The 15,307-nt window shown below is 60.8% G+C and carries 16 protein-coding genes; 5 read left to right on the plus strand and 11 right to left on the minus strand.

The features are described from left to right. Nucleotides 1-41 precede the first annotated feature (41 nt). Entirely contained in the window at nucleotides 42-467 is a 426-nt protein-coding gene (locus tag R1A29_RS27375) for a DUF4399 domain-containing protein (protein WP_085709014.1), read from the minus strand. Nucleotides 468-601: 134 nt separating this feature from the next. On the opposite strand from R1A29_RS27375, the gene R1A29_RS27380 reads away from it, so the two are divergent. Further along, on the plus strand, nucleotides 602-1,186 hold the full coding sequence (locus R1A29_RS27380; RefSeq protein WP_438300075.1) for a transporter substrate-binding domain-containing protein: 585 nt from the start codon (nucleotides 602-604) through the stop codon (nucleotides 1,184-1,186). 4 nt (nucleotides 1,187-1,190) lie between these two features. Here the strand turns inward: R1A29_RS27380 and R1A29_RS27385 are convergent, their stop codons facing one another. Further along, entirely contained in the window at nucleotides 1,191-1,676 is a 486-nt protein-coding gene (locus R1A29_RS27385; protein WP_192559234.1) for a DUF523 domain-containing protein, read from the minus strand. Nucleotide 1,677: 1 nt separating this feature from the next. Continuing rightward, on the minus strand, nucleotides 1,678-2,310 hold the full coding sequence (locus R1A29_RS27390) for a 2OG-Fe(II) oxygenase (RefSeq protein WP_085709011.1): 633 nt from the start codon (nucleotides 2,308-2,310) through the stop codon (nucleotides 1,678-1,680). A 108-nt stretch (nucleotides 2,311-2,418) separates the two neighbouring features. Here R1A29_RS27390 and R1A29_RS27395 point away from each other — a divergent pair, with 108 nt between their 5' ends. Next, entirely contained in the window at nucleotides 2,419-3,171 is a 753-nt protein-coding gene (locus R1A29_RS27395) for a DUF2059 domain-containing protein (RefSeq protein WP_134828437.1), read from the plus strand. A 1-nt stretch (nucleotide 3,172) separates the two neighbouring features. On the opposite strand, the gene R1A29_RS27400 is transcribed toward R1A29_RS27395, so the two are convergent. Next, nucleotides 3,173-4,123: an alpha/beta hydrolase gene (locus tag R1A29_RS27400; RefSeq protein ID WP_438300076.1), complete on the minus strand. Its 951-nt coding sequence runs from the start codon at nucleotides 4,121-4,123 to the stop codon at nucleotides 3,173-3,175. Between the two features lie 97 nt (nucleotides 4,124-4,220). Between R1A29_RS27400 and R1A29_RS27405 the strand changes: the two genes are divergently transcribed. Then, nucleotides 4,221-4,796, plus strand: a complete 576-nt coding sequence (locus R1A29_RS27405; RefSeq protein WP_438300077.1) for a DUF6436 domain-containing protein — start codon at nucleotides 4,221-4,223, stop codon at nucleotides 4,794-4,796. Between the two features lie 69 nt (nucleotides 4,797-4,865). Here R1A29_RS27405 and R1A29_RS27410 read toward each other — a convergent pair whose 3' ends face one another. The 3 genes from R1A29_RS27410 to R1A29_RS27420 all read right to left on the minus strand — a co-directional run bounded on the left by R1A29_RS27410 (nucleotide 4,866) and on the right by R1A29_RS27420 (nucleotide 7,823). Then, nucleotides 4,866-5,117, minus strand: a complete 252-nt coding sequence (locus R1A29_RS27410; RefSeq protein ID WP_438300078.1) for a bacteriocin immunity protein — start codon at nucleotides 5,115-5,117, stop codon at nucleotides 4,866-4,868. A gap of 68 nt (nucleotides 5,118-5,185) precedes the next feature. Next, nucleotides 5,186-5,437: a bacteriocin immunity protein gene (locus tag R1A29_RS27415; RefSeq protein ID WP_438300079.1), complete on the minus strand. Its 252-nt coding sequence runs from the start codon at nucleotides 5,435-5,437 to the stop codon at nucleotides 5,186-5,188. Continuing rightward, complete coding sequence (locus tag R1A29_RS27420; protein WP_438300080.1) at nucleotides 5,430-7,823, minus strand: S-type pyocin domain-containing protein; 2,394 nt, start codon at nucleotides 7,821-7,823, stop codon at nucleotides 5,430-5,432. The genes R1A29_RS27415 and R1A29_RS27420 overlap by 8 nt, the downstream gene beginning before the upstream one ends. Before the next feature lie 254 nt (nucleotides 7,824-8,077). On the opposite strand from R1A29_RS27420, the gene R1A29_RS27425 reads away from it, so the two are divergent. Further along, complete coding sequence (locus R1A29_RS27425; RefSeq protein ID WP_438300081.1) at nucleotides 8,078-10,489, plus strand: penicillin acylase family protein; 2,412 nt, start codon at nucleotides 8,078-8,080, stop codon at nucleotides 10,487-10,489. A 7-nt stretch (nucleotides 10,490-10,496) separates the two neighbouring features. Here R1A29_RS27425 and R1A29_RS27430 read toward each other — a convergent pair whose 3' ends face one another. Then, complete coding sequence (locus tag R1A29_RS27430; protein WP_438300082.1) at nucleotides 10,497-11,462, minus strand: GlxA family transcriptional regulator; 966 nt, start codon at nucleotides 11,460-11,462, stop codon at nucleotides 10,497-10,499. A gap of 190 nt (nucleotides 11,463-11,652) precedes the next feature. Here R1A29_RS27430 and R1A29_RS27435 point away from each other — a divergent pair, with 190 nt between their 5' ends. Continuing rightward, nucleotides 11,653-12,294, plus strand: a complete 642-nt coding sequence (locus tag R1A29_RS27435; RefSeq protein ID WP_438300083.1) for an HD domain-containing protein — start codon at nucleotides 11,653-11,655, stop codon at nucleotides 12,292-12,294. A 58-nt stretch (nucleotides 12,295-12,352) separates the two neighbouring features. On the opposite strand, the gene R1A29_RS27440 is transcribed toward R1A29_RS27435, so the two are convergent. The 3 genes from R1A29_RS27440 to R1A29_RS27450 are packed head-to-tail and all read right to left on the minus strand — an operon-like array spanning nucleotide 12,353 to nucleotide 15,299. Further along, nucleotides 12,353-13,243: an ABC transporter permease subunit gene (locus tag R1A29_RS27440; RefSeq protein ID WP_085709000.1), complete on the minus strand. Its 891-nt coding sequence runs from the start codon at nucleotides 13,241-13,243 to the stop codon at nucleotides 12,353-12,355. Next, entirely contained in the window at nucleotides 13,240-14,121 is an 882-nt protein-coding gene (locus R1A29_RS27445) for an ABC transporter permease subunit (protein ID WP_170931574.1), read from the minus strand. The genes R1A29_RS27440 and R1A29_RS27445 overlap by 4 nt, the downstream gene beginning before the upstream one ends. A gap of 35 nt (nucleotides 14,122-14,156) precedes the next feature. After that, nucleotides 14,157-15,299: an ABC transporter ATP-binding protein gene (locus tag R1A29_RS27450; RefSeq protein ID WP_085708998.1), complete on the minus strand. Its 1,143-nt coding sequence runs from the start codon at nucleotides 15,297-15,299 to the stop codon at nucleotides 14,157-14,159. Between the last annotated feature and the right edge of the window lie 8 nt (nucleotides 15,300-15,307).

The raw sequence follows: 15,307 nt of genomic DNA on the forward strand, positions 1-15,307 counted from the left end.
GCTCGCAACTGATAAAAAAGGAGCCCCGAAGGGCTCCTTTTTTATTCGACGGTGATGGTGATTTTCTTCGAGACCACGGGCGGGTCGAAAGCCATGTGGTTCTTGTCGCCCAGCTCCAGCTGCAGGGTGTGCTTGCCTGGCGCCAGTTTGATCTCGGCGAACGTCTGGGCCTTGCCGAAATGCATGTGGTTGGCGTCGGTCGGCACCACTGCGCCGGCCGGAACAATCTCCTTGGCGTCGATCAGCAGATGGTGGTGACCGGTATTCGGCGTGGCATCACCGGCCGGTGCCAGCGCGACATCCTTGGTGCCGAACTTGACGGTGAAGGTCTGCGAAACCTTTGCTCCGTCTTCGGGAGAAACGATGAACACTTCGGCTCCCTTCGGCGCCGGCGTGGCCGCACTGGCCAGCACCGAAACGCCCATCAGCAAACCCGCCAAAGCAGCACGTGACATGAATGTTTTCATTCTCTTCTCCAGTTTTTCCGTAAAATCCGCGCGGTCATGACAACTTCATGACCATTCGTTGTCGAAGGCACTCGACAACCATAGCAAAGCGAGCCTGACCAACAGGCCGCGACAATGATTTCAAAGGAGTGACCATGCGTTTTCTGCCTGGCCTGATCTGCCTGCTACCCCTTCTGAGCCCTCTGGCTCACGCCGAACTGATTGATGACGTCAACGACCGTGGCGAGTTGCGCATAGCCCTAGAGGCTAATACACCGCCCTTCAATTTCAAGGACGGCGACACACTCACGGGGTTCGAGGTCGAGCTTGGGCAACAGCTGGCCAACGAGCTGGATGTGCGCGCCGACTTCATCGTCACCGACGAAGCCGATCTGCTCCAGGGCGTCGAAAGCGGCAAGTACGACGTCGCGCTCAACCACATAGCACTGACCCCGGAACTCAAGGATCGTTTCGACGTGAGCCAACCTTACACGCAGGTCAATGCGCAGCTGCTGGCGAAAAAGGATGAACAACCCCGCCCGCTGGTGCTGGTCCAGGCGCTGACGGAAGAGAAACCTAAGGTCGGACCGCCGGTGGATCTGGCGATTCCGTTTCAGAAGGGCAACCCGGCGTTTCAGGCGAGTCTGGAGAATGCGTTGCAGCGGATCAGGGCGGATGGGCGGCTGGAGGCGTTGTCGAAGAAGTGGTTGAGCGTGAAGACCACTGAAGACCTGAAGTGATGGTCTAGTCGAGTGCCTTGAGCGCCTGTGCAGCCTGCGGCAGTTCGAGTTCGCTGAAGACCTGCACCCCATGGCGCTTCAGCAACGCGGCAGTTACCCCTTCGCCACTCACCTTCACCCCACTGAACGTCCCGTCATAGGTCAGCAGATTCCCGCAGGAAGGGCTGTTGGCCTTGAGCACCGCCACACGAATTCCGTGTTTCTGCACCAGCTCCAGCGCCTGGCGGGCGCCATCGAGAAACTGCGCACTGACGTCCTCGCCTTCGGTGGTGATCACCGCCGCAAGGCCGTCGAGCACTTCACTGCCCTGCCCGCCCGGAATCTCCGCCGCCGCCCGAGGCGTCGGCAAGCCGCCGGCCACTTCCGGGCACAACGGTACGACGCGTCCCTCGGCAATCCACTGTTCCAGCAGATCGAACGGCCCGCTGGCCCCACCGTCGTAACGCACGCGATGGCCGAGCAGGCAGCGACTGACGAGGATCTTCTGCATCTCAGAACGGCTCGTTGCCGCGACGGCGGAACCAGCCGGTCAGCGACAAGCGCTCGCGCTGCGCCGGCAACACTTCGTGGGGCACTTCGCCGGAGAGGAACACCACCAGACAACCGCCGGTGGGTTGCACGTCATGGACCCGATCACCCTCCAGATACATGCGCAATTGCCCGCCATCCTCCGGCAGCCAGCCGTCGTTGAGGTAGATCACCGCCGAGACCATGCGCCGGTCATCGTCGCGAAAACGGTCGACATGCTTGCGGTAGAACGCACCCGGCGGGTACAGGGCGAAATGGCATTCGAAATCTTCCAGACCGAGGAACAGTCCGCGATTGAGCGCCTCGCGCAGGCTGTCCATCAGGTTCAGATAACGGTCGCTGGCCTCGGCCTGACCGGGATCGATCCATTGGATATGGTCGCCGCGAATGCCCTCGCGGACCTCCGAAAACGGCCCGCGTCCGACGCCCGCCGGTGCCAGTTCACCTTCGGCCTCACGTTTACGGCACTCGGCGGCCAGCGCGCGGGTCAGATCCGCAGGCAGGAATATGTTCTGCTGCGACCAGCCACGCTCGGCCAGGTCGTCGACGATACGTAACAGCAGCGGGTGTTCAGAGGATATTTGCATGGCGCGCATAGTATGCCTGCGGCAAGAATTCCGACAGAGCCACGCGGCGGCTTGATACGAATTCTCGACAAGTACTGGCACCGCACGGAGAATAGTCCGCTGCCGACAGGAGTCCCTATGCGCCGTTTGCTTTTTTCACTGTTGATGTTCTGCGTTTTGCCCGCCTGGGCAGACGGCCACGACCAGTTGTACAAGGTCGCCGGCTGGCCGGACCAACGTGCGCATTTCAATGACGCCCTGAGCGCCGCGCAACAGCGTTATCAGAGCAGCCTGCCGCCGGCGGTGTTTCAGGCGCTGGTAAATAACAGCAACCAGCGCTTCGCTCCTCAAGCCGTGGATCAACGGGCCGAAGCGCAACTGCGCAAGAACCTCGCCGATCCGAAACCGGCCCTGTCGTTCTTTCAGTCACCGCTGGGCAAGAAGATCGTCGCCGCCGAACTGCTGGCGACCCGTCGCGATCAATTGGCGAAAAACGCCAAGGGCCTGCCGAAGATGCCGGCCAGCGACAGTCGTCTGCTGATCATCGGCCACCTCGCCCAGGCCTTGCCCGCCCGCGAGGCCGGCGCCGAAGTCAGCCTGGCGATTGCCGGCGTGGCGGCGGACAGCCTGAGTTCGATGATCCCCGGCCTGCTCGGTGGCGGTCAGGCCCAGGGCATGTTGAACGGACAACGCCAGCGCCTGATGGATCAGATCGGTGCCGACCTGAACAACACGCTGCTGTACGTCTATCGCGATCTGTCGGATGAAGAGCTGGAAGAGTTCGCGACCTTTGCCGAGTCCACCGAAGGCAAGGCCTACTATCAGGCCGCGCTGTCAGCAATCCGCGCCGGGTTGGCCGTCGGCCAGAGCACCTCGAACCTCAGTCAGTGATCTAGGGATTGCGACCCTTGATCCGCTTGTTCAAGAACTCGAAATACTCCTCGCGCATCTCTGCCGTTTCATTGGCCAGGTGATGCCGCGCCTCGGCCAGCAGCAGAATCTGCGGCCGGTCGAATTTCCATTTCATCACTTGCAAGTTGTGCGGCCAGTCCACGGTCATGTCCGCCTGCCCCTGGACGATCAGCGGCCGGCGCGGACTTTTCTTCGCGTATTCCACCCGTTTGATCCAGCGTGACAACGCCCCGACCCACGCCGTCGGCAGGCGTTTTGGCTGCAACGGATCGGCCTGCAGGAACGGCAGGAAATCCGGGTCGTTGGAGTTCTCGCTGAAACGCCGGGCGATGCCCCGGACGAAGGGACGCAACAGGTAATAACTGAATTGCGACCAGCCCCAGGCCCGTGGACGCACCAGCGGCGCCAGCAAAATCAACTGGCCCTGGGCCGGGCTGTTCTCACCGTGGTTGAGCACGTGATCGACAATGATCGCCCCGCCGGTGCTTTGCCCGCACAGGTGCCACGGTTGCGGCAACGCAATCGAGCGCGCCTCGGCGAACAGGCCTTGCAGCGCATCCTGATATTCGGAGAAATCGCGGATGCTCGCCCGTGGCCCGCTCGACAGACCATGCCCGGGCAAGTCACAGGCAATCACCGCAAACCCCAGATCCAGCGCCCACTCGATCACATGCCGGTAGAGGCCGGTGTGGTCATAAAAACCGTGCACCAGAAACAGCGTGGCCTTGGCCGTTTCCGCCGGCCACCAGCAATGGCTGACGAGTTCATAACCATCGACATCGAAGCGGCCCATGCCACGCCAGACATCGCGCTCCGGGAAGTCGGTCTGGTAGAACCGCTGATACGCCTTCGCCTCCTCGGACAACGGCTGCCACTCGGCCAACGGCTTGAGGCTCGCGCGCAGATGATCGGGATCGAAAGCAACAGACATGGGCAATTCCAGAACGGTAAACAGACTTTATCGGCCTGCGATATTCATCTGTCGCGGCAAGCATGGCAAGCTAGCGCGCTCTTGAGGACTCAATTCCATGCGCCCGCCCTACCGCACCGCACTGTTTGCCAGCCTGCTCGCCATCGTGTGTGCCGGCGTGCTGTGGGCCGCGTACGACTGGTTTCAGGGCCGCTACCTGCGGGCCTTCAGCGAACACACCGCGGTGTTTTCCGGCGACCCGCTGCGCCTGCCCGCCGACCTCGCCGGTCCCGGCAATATCCGCCTCGTGCATTTCTGGGACCCGGCCTGCCCGTGCAACGTCGGCAATCAACAGCACCTGACCGAGATGGTCGAACAGTTCGGCCCCAAGGGTGTGGAGTTCTTCGCCGTGCAGAAGACTGGCAGCCACGGCCAGTTGCCTGCCACTCTCAGCAACCTCAAGACCATCGCGGTGCTGCCCGGCTCCGAACAGATCCCCGCCAGCCCGGCCGTGGCGATCTGGGACCGCAGCGGCAAACTGGCGTACTTCGGCCCCTACAGCGAAGGGCTGACCTGTAATTCCAGCAACAGTTTTATCGAACCGATTTTGCAAGCGTTGAGTGATGATCGTCCGGTGAATGCGACTCATACGTTGGCGGTGGGGTGTTATTGTCCGTGGGTGAGTGGGGAGTGATCAGTCTCGGGTCCACAATAGACATTACATCAACCCAAAAGACGCCAGAAACATACTGATAACCGAAAACTAAACCGACTTGAATCCAGGCTTGTTATTAGCAGCGCGCCACTCTTTGACCTCCTTTACAACCCCTTCAGGACTGTCATCTCTATCATCTCTTGGGTAGTAGATCAGATCCGAGCCGTCCGGATGCTCTGTTAGTGCTTCAAACTCCAACACCATTTTTATATCTTCCTCTTCCGTTCGAGCCCCAGCATCACAAATTGAAATTACAAAATTCAAAAACTCTTTTTCCGTATAGTCCGAAATACTTGACAAGTCATTACCCTCCTATCAAAAATACTCCTGACAAAAATATTTACCAGGAGCATTTTCAATTTAAATGCTCAATCCACCTTGAAACCAGGTTTTCCGTTAGCAACTCGCCACGCTTTCACTTCCGCGACCACGGCTTCCGGCCCACTTTTTCCTGGTTCTGGATAAAAAATAAGATCCGATCCAGATGGATGCTCACTCAAAGCCTTGAACTCGAGAACAGCATCGATGTGTTTCTCTTCAGTGTCATAGTCATTTTCGTATATCCCCGTAACAAACTTCAGAAAATCCGACTCTGACATTTCACTAATCAGCTTAATCATTACCCGCCCCTCTATGCGTATCAATATGTCTCTTAGGAGTCATTGCGACTATGTTATCAATCTCATAAACTCCGCCACCTTCAGAAATATATTTCCTGTGGTGCAGTTCAACCTTTACACGTCTCCCAACTTGCTGACTCTCTCTAACAAAAGGGGATTGGCCATCTTTCATACTAGCCAGGGCACTGGGATCAAACTGAATTCCCAACTCCGGATCCCCAGCCACCGCCTTCCAAAACGCCTCCCGAAACGCCCGAAAATTCCTGAACTCCCGCCCTCGCAACTGATCGGCAATCTGCACTGGCACCGGCGCGCCTTCGCCTTGCGATGCGCTGGCAAGCCAGTTCCCCGACACCACCTGACCCACCCCTGTCACGACGCCCGGATCCTCCCGCCGGTCCCGAAACATGATGTAGTTCGGCGGCAGCCCGGAGTCCAGCGGGAACACCAGGACATAGTCATCGAATCCGGCTTCGGAAACCGCCGGGAACGAATCGAGGCGTCCCTCGACCGGTATCACCGTCGCTCCGGTGTAGACAGGTGGATCCGTCGGTTCGGCCGGTGAGATTGTCGAGCTGTTGCCCGGGTTTACGATCGGCGTCCAGGTCAGGGTGCGTGGCGGAACATCGGCGGTGGTTGCGGTGTAGACGTGGCGTTCGGCGTCGTAAGCAGCCGCCACCACCCTGGTGGCCGACGGAATACTCCGCCCATCAGTCTTGACGACAAAAACCTCTGACTGCCCATTCGTGTCGGTCTTTGAACTGACACGGTAAGGCAGATCAACCGTCCCGCCAGCCGCCGCGATGGCGTACAGATCTGGCGCAAATTCTGGCGCGAGGTCCGACAGTGGCGTACTGAACGCGTAACGGTCCGGCAACTCCCCGTTGCCCAGCTTCGACGAGTAGACCAACGCTGAAACACCGACGACAGCGCCAGCCCCGACGCTGGCCGCCAGACTGCCCAAAGCCGCGATGGCGCTGCGAACCGCCGCTTGCAGGCTGGCCGAAGCGGCCTCGGCAACTGCCAGTACTCCCGCCGAAGTCATGAACAGCGGTCCTGCCGCAGAAGTGGCACCCGGGGCGCGGAAGGTATGGGCGGAACGCAGCGCCTCTGCCGCTATACGCGCTTGCTCTTCGGCAAGGCGCCTGGCCTCTGCTTCTGCGGCGACTCGCGCCTCCTCCCGTATACGCGCCTGCTCCTCGGCAACACGCCGGGCCTCAGCCTCCGCAGCTAAACGCGCCTGCTCCTGCAACTGCCGGGCTTCCTGCTCCCGGGCAAGGCGTATCTGCTCCTGCAGACGCTCCGCCTCTTGGGCGCGGGCGATCAGACCGGCAAAAGCGTCCGCAGCCGCAGCCATGTGCCGGGCACTTTCCGAGTGCAGAAGTGACGCGTGATAGTCCTGCCAGCGCTTGCCCAGATCCGTAGAGGCCTGCAAGTCCACCAGGTTCTTCAGTGCTTCGAGCTCAGGCTTGCTCAACGGGAAGTTGATCGCAGGGTTGGCGATTGCATAGGGCCGGACTGCGGCCTGCTCGGCGGCGCTGATGCTGTCCGCTGCGAATTTATAGTTCGTGAGCGTTTGAGAGAGACTGCCGCCGGTTGTGCCCGCAATGGCGGCCATTCTTTCAACGAGAAAACCCGGCAGAAACTGGAAGCGGATATTCGTTTCCAGATTGACCACGGAGAGCCTTTCAGCAGAAAGAATTTGCTGGGCGTCCCGAGTGGTTTGAGTCGCAGTTTCGACCTGGATTCTTCTTGCCGCCAACTCCGGAAGCTGATTGGCGATAATCGCCATCACCCAGGAAAGCCGCCGCAGCTCCATTGCCGCGCGGTAGGCCCTGTCGATGGCGGCATAAGCAACGGAGACATCCGGAACGGGCGACGCCAGACTTTCCCGGATTTTTCTGAAGGACAGATCCTTCATCAGAAAGAATGGATTATGGCCATACAACGAGTAAGCAGTCTCGGAATGCGCGCGATATTCCAATAGCTTTGCGTGAATAACCTGAAGGGTTATTTCCTGATCGGCCTTTACTTTCTGAACCGGAGACAGGCCAACACCGGCAACTTGCCTGGCGTGCTCTACTTCATTGTTCGAGGCCATCAGGATATTGCTGAATATTCCAGCGTACTCAAGATCAATATGAGCCTGAGCATTCTGCTGCTCATGCATCAAGTCATCCCAAATGAACGGGGTTAACGGATCAAGTTTTCCGGAACCTTGCCCGGTACCTCTGTGCGGTCCTTCATTCAATCCCCAACTTCCAGAAAAATAACCACCCTGTCCCAATCGAACCGGCGCAAATGTCCGAACGGGTATCGGTGCCAGTTCATATTTCCCAGGTGCGACTTGTTTGTGCGGCCCAAGATAATTTCCAACATCACTCATACGACTTCTCCATGTCAGTTATTCCATGTATCGAATTCGCAAACTTGTTTTGGTCCTCTGTTTTCTTCTCGAGGTCTTTTATAGGCCTGCCCCGTTAAACGCCGCAATAACAAACCTGTAGTGCACTTCCCGAAAACCTGAAGGAAACTTCCTATTCGAGAAATACTGTGTTATGAAATCCCGGTTGCGAGCTTCAACTAGATCAGCACCATCAATGCCTTCATATAAATAGAACGACAGGGAGCAGATATCTCATGAAAAAAGGCCTGACCGTACTTGCGTTGCTGATCGTCATTCCCGCCATCGGGGTTGGCGGCTACCTCTACAGCAAGCAACCGACGCGTCAGGGCCAGGTGGAACTGCGCAACCTGCAAGGCTCGGTGACCGTGCGTTACGACGAGCGCGGCGTGCCGCACATCCGTGCCGAAAACGAAACTGACCTCTATCGCGCCCTCGGCTACGTGCACGCCCAGGACCGGTTGTTCCAGATGGAAGCCATGCGCCGCCTCGCCCGGGGCGAACTGGCCGAAGTGCTGGGACCGAAGCTGCTCGACACCGACAAGTTGTTCCGCAGCCTGCGCATTCGTGAACGCGCCGCCAGTTACGTGGCCGGCCTCGACAAGCAGTCACCGGCGTGGAAGGCCCTGCAAGCCTATCTGGACGGCATCAACCAGTATCAGGACTCGCACGCCGCCCCGGTCGAATTCGATGTGCTGGGCATCCCCAAGCGGCCGTTCACTGCCGAAGACACCATCAGCGTCGCCGGCTACATGGCCTACAGCTTCGCCGCCGCGTTTCGCACCGAACCGCTGCTGACCTACGTGCGCGATCAACTGGGCGCCGACTACCTCAACGTCTTCGACCTCGACTGGCAGCCCAAGGGCGTGCTCGCCAAGGGCCGCGCCGGCACCGCACCGGCCCTCGCTGCCGATGACTGGAAAGACCTGAACGCCCTCGCCCGCCTCAGCGAACAGGCACTGATCGACAACGGCCTGCCGCAGTTCGAGGGCAGCAACGCCTGGGTGATTGCTGGCAGTCGCAGCAAGGGCGGCAAGGCGTTGCTGGCCGGCGATCCGCACATCCGCTTTTCGGTGCCGTCGGTGTGGTACGAAGCGCAGCTGACGGCACCGGGTTTTGAACTCTACGGCCATCATCAGGCACTGGTGCCGTTTGCGTTCCTGGGGCACAACCTGGATTTCGGCTGGAGCCTGACCATGTTCCAGAACGATGACCTGGACCTGATCGCCGAGAAGGTCAATCCGGACAACCCGAATCAGGTCTGGTATCACGGCCAGTGGACCGACATGGTCAGCACCGAACAGCAGATCGCCGTGAAAGGCCAGGCGCCGGTGACCATCAGCCTGCGCCAGTCGCCACACGGGCCGATCGTCAACGATGCCCTCGGCACTGCCGCCGGGAAAACCCCGATCGCGATGTGGTGGGCATTCCTCGAAACGCCGAACCCGATCCTCGAAGGTTTCTACCAGCTCAACCGCGCCGACACCCTGGCCAAGGCCCGCGCCGCTGCCGCCAAGGTGCAGGCACCGGGGCTGAACATCGTCTACGCCAACGCCAAGGGCGATATCGCCTGGTGGGCTTCGGCGCTGCTGCCCAAGCGGCCGGCGGGGGTCAAACCCGAATTCATCCTCGATGGCAGCAGCAATCAGGCGGACAAGGACGGCTACTTCCCGTTCAGCGCCAACCCGCAGGAAGAGAACCCGGCGCGGGGCTATATCGTCTCGGCCAACTTCCAGCCCGTATCGCCGACCGGCATGGAGATTCCCGGTTACTACAACCTCGCCGACCGTGGTCAGCAACTCAACCGCCAGCTCGCCGACAAGAACGTGAAGTGGGACAACGAAGCCAACCAGAAGCTGCAACTGGGCACCACCACCGGTTATGGCCCGCGCGTGCTGGCGCCGTTGTTGCCGGTATTGCGTGAAGTGGTGACCGACCCGGCGCAGCTGAAACTGGTCGAGCAACTGGCGCAGTGGCAAGGCGACTACCCGCTGGATTCGGTCAGCGCCACGGTGTTCAACCAGTTCCTCTACTACCTGGCCGACGCGGCGATGCGCGATGAACTGGGCAACGACATGTTCGAGACCTTGCTGTCGACCCGCGTGCTTGATGCAGCGCTGCCGCGCCTGGCGGCGAACGCCGATTCACCCTGGTGGGACAACCGCAACACCCCGGGCAAGGAAACCCGCGCCGACACCGTGCGCACCGCGTGGCAGGCCAGCATCACGCATCTGAAGCAGACCCTCGGCGACGATGCCTCCGGCTGGCAATGGGGCAAGGCACACACGCTGACCCATGGTCATCCGCTGGGGCAGCAGAAACCGCTCGACCGCATCTTCAACGTCGGCCCGTTTGCCGCCCCCGGCTCCCACGAAGTACCGAACAACCTCTCGGCGAAGATCGGCCCGGCGCCGTGGCCGGTGACCTATGGGCCGTCGACACGGCGGCTGGTGGACTTCGCGGATCCGGCCCACAGCCTGACCATCAACCCGGTCGGCCAGAGCGGCGTGCCGTTCGACAGCCACTATGACGATCAGGCGGAGGCGTATGTGGACGGGTTGTATGTGCAGGCGCATTTCAGTGATGAAGAGGTAACGGCGAATACGCGCAGTACCCTGAAACTGCTTCCTGCACGGGCGGCGCAATAAGCGCCGCTCAAACCATCGCCGCAAAATTCAGCCGAAACTGCTGCGGCGTCACCCCCAACCGGCGGTTGAACACGCTGCGCATGTGTTGCGCATCGCGAAACCCGCACTGATACGCCACGGTCTTCAGCGGCGCCGTGGTGCTTTCGAGCATCACCCGCGCCGCATCCACCCGCGCCCGCTCGACGAATTCCGCCGGGGTGACTTTCGCCTCCCGGGCAAACACCCGGGAGAAATTCCGCGCACTCATGTTGGCGGCATTCGCCAGGTCGGCAATGGTCAGGTCGCCGGTGAGGTTGGCCAGCACGTACAGCTGCACCATCGCCACCGCGGAGGTCGGTTCGGCGTGAGGCGTGAGGAACGGGCTGAACTGCGACTGCCCGCCCGAGCGCTGGGTAAACACCACCAGCCGCTTGGCCACGCTCAGCGCCACTTCGGCCCCGTAATCACGCGCCAGCAGGTACAGCGACAGATCGATCCCCGCCGTCACCCCCGCCGAGGTGTAGAGCTGACCGTCCTCGACGTACAACCGATCAGCCTCGACCCGGCTCGACGGGCACAACTGCGCCAGCGCCTCGGCGTCGTTCCAATGGGTGGTGACCGTACGCCCGTCCAGCAATCCCGCACGCGCCAGCATGAACGCTCCGTTGCAGATCGAACCGAATCGCCGCGCCCGCCCGCAGGCCTCGCGCAACCACGCATCGAACGCCTCACCGAAATCCAGGAACGGCAACTGCGGCCCGCCGGCCACCAGCAGCAAGTCATAAGCTTCCCGCACGTCGCTGAAGTGCCGATGCGCACTCAGGGTCAGCCCGTTAGAACACGCCATCGGCCCGCGTTCGACGCCGATCACTTCGAGCCGGTAATGATCCTCCGCCGCCAGAAAGCGATTGGCCTCGGCGAACACGTCCATCGGCCCGCTGACGTCCAGCGCCTGCACGCCGGTGAACACCACGATGGCGACGGTTCTGTTCATGGCGATGTCGGCTCCCTGGGAATGGCGAATCAGCGCCAACCCTAGCCAATCCGCGCGGCAGAAGCGAGCTGGCACGATTTGCAGGTGAAATGGCAAGGATCGCAGCCATGGATCGATTGTCCGCATTAGCCCCCAAGAACAGACTTTCCCCATCAGCGCCGCAACGGCGTTTTCGACGAGGAAGCTCAACATGACCACGACCATCGCCGGTATCAAGATCCCCGACAGCGCCCTCGCCCGGGCCACCACCGAGTACATCCGCGATATCGAATCCGACCTGCTCTACCATCACTCGCGCCGGGTGTTTCTGTTCGGTGCCTTGAGCGGCGAACGCCGGCAACTGGCCTACGATCCGGAGTTGCTGTACGTCGGCGCGATGTTTCACGATCTGGGTCTGGTCGACGGCCACCGCAGCGATGGCGAACGTTTCGAAGTCGATGGCGCCAACGCGGCGGCGGCGTTTCTCAAGCCTTATGGGCTGAGCGACGACGACATCGAACAGGTCTGGCTGTCGATCGCCCTGCACACCACGCCGGGCGTGCCGAAGCATTTGCGTCCGACCGTGGCGCTGGTGACCGCAGGCGTCGAGATGGATGTGCTGGGCATGGACTACGCAGCGTTCACCACGGTGCAGCGCGAGGCGGTGGTGCATGCGCACCCACGGGGCGAGGGTTTCAAGGAGTGCATCATCTGCGCGTTTGCCGGCGGCTTGCGTCATCGCCCGCAGACCACGTTCGGCAATGTGAAGACCGATGTGTTGAAAGATCAGATGCCGGGGTTCAAGCCGATGAATTTCGTCGAGGTCATTCGCCAGTCTCCGTGGATTTCCTGACGGGCATAAAAAAACCTCGCGACCATTTCCGGTCGCGAGGTTTTTTGTGTCCGCAGACTTAAGCCGCTTCCGGCGTCTGCGCCCGGCGCACGTCCGGTTGTTTCCACGAATCGGCAGCGCCTTCTTCGATGGCTTGCTGGATCGCCTTGCGGCGCGACTCTTCGGCACGGCGGCTGAAGAACCAGACCATGAAGGTCACCAGCGACACCGCCAGCAGAATCAGGCTGGCCACGGCGTTGATCTCGGGCTTCACACCCAGACGCACGGCCGAGAACACTTCCATCGGCAGGGTCGTCGAACCCGGGCCGGAGACGAAGCTCGCCAGCACCAGGTCGTCCAGCGACAGGGCGAACGACATCATGCCGCCCGCTGCCAGCGATGGCGCGATCATCGGGATGGTGATCAGGAAGAACACCTTCCACGGCCGCGCCCCCAGGTCCATCGCCGCCTCTTCGATCGACAGGTCCAGCTCACGCAGACGCGCCGACACCACCACCGCCACATACGCCGCACAGAACGTCGTGTGGGCGATCCAGATGGTGACGATGCCGCGTTCCTGGGGCCAGCCGATCATCTGCGCCATGGCCACGAACAGCAGCAACAGCGACAGACCGGTAATCACCTCGGGCATTACCAGCGGCGCGGTGACCAGGCCACCGAACAGCGTGCGGCCCTTGAAGCGGGTGATGCGGGTCAGCACGAAGGCCGCCAGCGTACCCAGCGCCACCGCCGCGACGGCGGTGTAGCAGGCGATTTCCAGCGAGCGCACCACCGAGCCCATCAACTGGGTGTTGTCGAGCAAGCCGACATACCACTTGATCGACCAGCCACCCCACACCGTTACCAGTTTCGAGGCGTTGAACGAGTAGATCACCAGGATCAGCATCGGCAGATAGATGAACAACAGGCCGAGCACCAGCATCAGGCTGGAGAAACGGAAGCGCTTCATTCTTTACCCTCCATTTCCTTGGCCTGACTGCGGTTGAACAGGATGATCGGCACGATCAGGATCGCCAGCATCACCACCGCCAGGGCGGACGCCACCGGCCAGTCACGGTTGTTGAAGAACTCTTGCCAGAGCACTTTACCGATCATCAGGGTTTCCGGACCGCCGAGCAGTTCCGGGATCACGAACTCGCCCACCACCGGGATGAACACCAGCATGCAGCCGGCGATGATCCCGTTCTTGGACAGCGGAACAGTGATTTTCCAGAAGCTGTTGAAGGTGCTCGAACCCAGGTCCGACGCGGCTTCCAGCAGGCTGGTGTCGTGTTTCACCAGGTTGGCGTACAGCGGCAGGATCATGAACGGCAGGTACGAATAGACGACGCCGATGTACACCGCGAGGTTGGTGTTGAGGATCTGCAGCGGCTCGTCGATCAAGCCCATGCTCATCAGGAAACCGTTGAGCAGGCCGTTGTTGCTGAGGATGCCCATCCACGCGTAAACGCGGATCAGGATCGCGGTCCAGGTCGGCATCATGATCAGCAGCACCAGCACCGTCTGCACTTCCTTGCGGGCGCTGGCGATGGCATAGGCCATCGGGTAGCCGATCAGCAGGCACAGCAGCGTGCTGAAGAACGCCATCTTCAACGAACCGAGGTACGCCGAGATGTACAGTTCGTCGTCGCCGAGCATCGCGTAGTTACCAAGGTTCAGCAGCAATTGCAGCTTCTGCTCGGCGTAGGTGTAGATCTCGGTGTACGGCGGAATGGCCACGTCCGCTTCGGCGAAGCTGATCTTCAGAACGATGAAGAACGGCAGCATGAAGAACAGGAACAGCCAGATGAACGGCACCCCGATGACCAGTTGGCGGCCACCGGGAATTATTCGATTGAGCCGGCGTTTGAATTTGCGCATGTTCATGAGCGAAGTACCACGCCGCTGTCATCTTCCCAGTACACGTACACCTGATCGCCCCAGGTCGGACGTGCGCCACGGCGTTCGGCGTTGGCCACGAACGACTGCACCAGCTTGCCGCTCGGCAATTCGACGTAGAACACCGAATGGCCACCGAGGTAGGCGATGTCATGCACCTTGCCGCTGGACCAGTTGTATTCGCAGGTCGGCATTTCGGCGGTGACCAGCAGCTTCTCCGGGCGGATCGCGTAGGTCACGGACTTGTCCTGCACCGAGGTGCTGATGCCGTGGCCGACGTAGATCTGCCGGTCGAGGTCCTTGCAGGTGATGGTCGCGTGGCCTTCGGCGTCGTCGATCACTTCGCCTTCGAAGATGTTCACGTTACCGATGAATTCGCAGACCAGACGGCTGGTCGGGGTTTCGTAGATGTCGATCGGGCTGCCGATCTGGGCGATCCAGCCCAGGTGCATGATCGCGATGCGCTCGGCCATGGTCATGGCCTCTTCCTGGTCGTGGGTCACCATTACGCAGGTCACGCCCACGCGCTCGATGATTTCCACCAGTTCCAACTGCATCTGCGAACGCAGTTTCTTGTCCAGTGCGCCCATCGGCTCGTCGAGCAGCAGCAGCTTCGGCCGCTTGGCCAGGGAACGCGCCAGCGCCACACGCTGACGCTGGCCGCCGGACAACTGGTGCGGCTTGCGCTTGGCGTACTGGCTCATCTGCACCAGCTTGAGCATCTCGGCCACACGGGCGTCGATCTCGGCTGCCGGGATCTTGTCCTGCTTGAGGCCGAACGCGATGTTCTGCGCCACGGTCATGTGCGGGAACAGAGCGTAGGACTGGAACATCATGTTGATCGGTCGCTCGTACGGCGGCATGTCGGTAATGTCGACGCCGTCGAGGAAAATGCGCCCCTCCGTGGGCCGTTCGAACCCTGCCAGCATCCGCAGCAGAGTGGATTTGCCCGATCCCGAACCGCCGAGCAGAGCGAAGATTTCGCCCTTCTTGATTTCCAGGGACACATCGTCCACGGCAACCGTCTCGTCGAACTTCTTCGTGACCCGGTCGATTTTAACCAGCACCTGTTTCGGTGTCTGGTCGCCCTCGAGGGCTTTCTTATAGGCGCCGGAGGCAACTGCCATTTACGAAA

It is taken from the genome of Pseudomonas sp. NMS19W (assembly GCF_051554255.1).
Lineage (GTDB): Bacteria > Pseudomonadota > Gammaproteobacteria > Pseudomonadales > Pseudomonadaceae > Aquipseudomonas > Aquipseudomonas kribbensis.

Excerpts from the sequence above, each read along its gene's own strand:
- R1A29_RS27430 (WP_438300082.1), bottom strand. The coding sequence starts at position 11,462 with ATGAACAGAACCGTCGCCATCGTGGTGTTCACCGGCGTGCAGGCGCTG.
- R1A29_RS27390 (WP_085709011.1), bottom strand. The coding sequence starts at position 2,310 with ATGCGCGCCATGCAAATATCCTCTGAACACCCGCTGCTGTTACGTATC.
- R1A29_RS27400 (WP_438300076.1), bottom strand. The coding sequence starts at position 4,123 with ATGTCTGTTGCTTTCGATCCCGATCATCTGCGCGCGAGCCTCAAGCCG.
- R1A29_RS27385 (WP_192559234.1), bottom strand. The coding sequence starts at position 1,676 with ATGCAGAAGATCCTCGTCAGTCGCTGCCTGCTCGGCCATCGCGTGCGT.
- R1A29_RS27375 (WP_085709014.1), bottom strand. The coding sequence starts at position 467 with ATGAAAACATTCATGTCACGTGCTGCTTTGGCGGGTTTGCTGATGGGC.
- R1A29_RS27380 (WP_438300075.1), top strand. The coding sequence starts at position 602 with ATGCGTTTTCTGCCTGGCCTGATCTGCCTGCTACCCCTTCTGAGCCCT.
- R1A29_RS27435 (WP_438300083.1), top strand. The coding sequence starts at position 11,653 with ATGACCACGACCATCGCCGGTATCAAGATCCCCGACAGCGCCCTCGCC.
- R1A29_RS27395 (WP_134828437.1), top strand. The coding sequence starts at position 2,419 with ATGCGCCGTTTGCTTTTTTCACTGTTGATGTTCTGCGTTTTGCCCGCC.
- R1A29_RS27440 (WP_085709000.1), bottom strand. The coding sequence starts at position 13,243 with ATGAAGCGCTTCCGTTTCTCCAGCCTGATGCTGGTGCTCGGCCTGTTG.
- R1A29_RS27405 (WP_438300077.1), top strand. The coding sequence starts at position 4,221 with ATGCGCCCGCCCTACCGCACCGCACTGTTTGCCAGCCTGCTCGCCATC.
- R1A29_RS27415 (WP_438300079.1), bottom strand. The coding sequence starts at position 5,437 with ATGATTAAGCTGATTAGTGAAATGTCAGAGTCGGATTTTCTGAAGTTT.
- R1A29_RS27450 (WP_085708998.1), bottom strand. The coding sequence starts at position 15,299 with ATGGCAGTTGCCTCCGGCGCCTATAAGAAAGCCCTCGAGGGCGACCAG.
- R1A29_RS27425 (WP_438300081.1), top strand. The coding sequence starts at position 8,078 with ATGAAAAAAGGCCTGACCGTACTTGCGTTGCTGATCGTCATTCCCGCC.
- R1A29_RS27420 (WP_438300080.1), bottom strand. The coding sequence starts at position 7,823 with ATGAGTGATGTTGGAAATTATCTTGGGCCGCACAAACAAGTCGCACCT.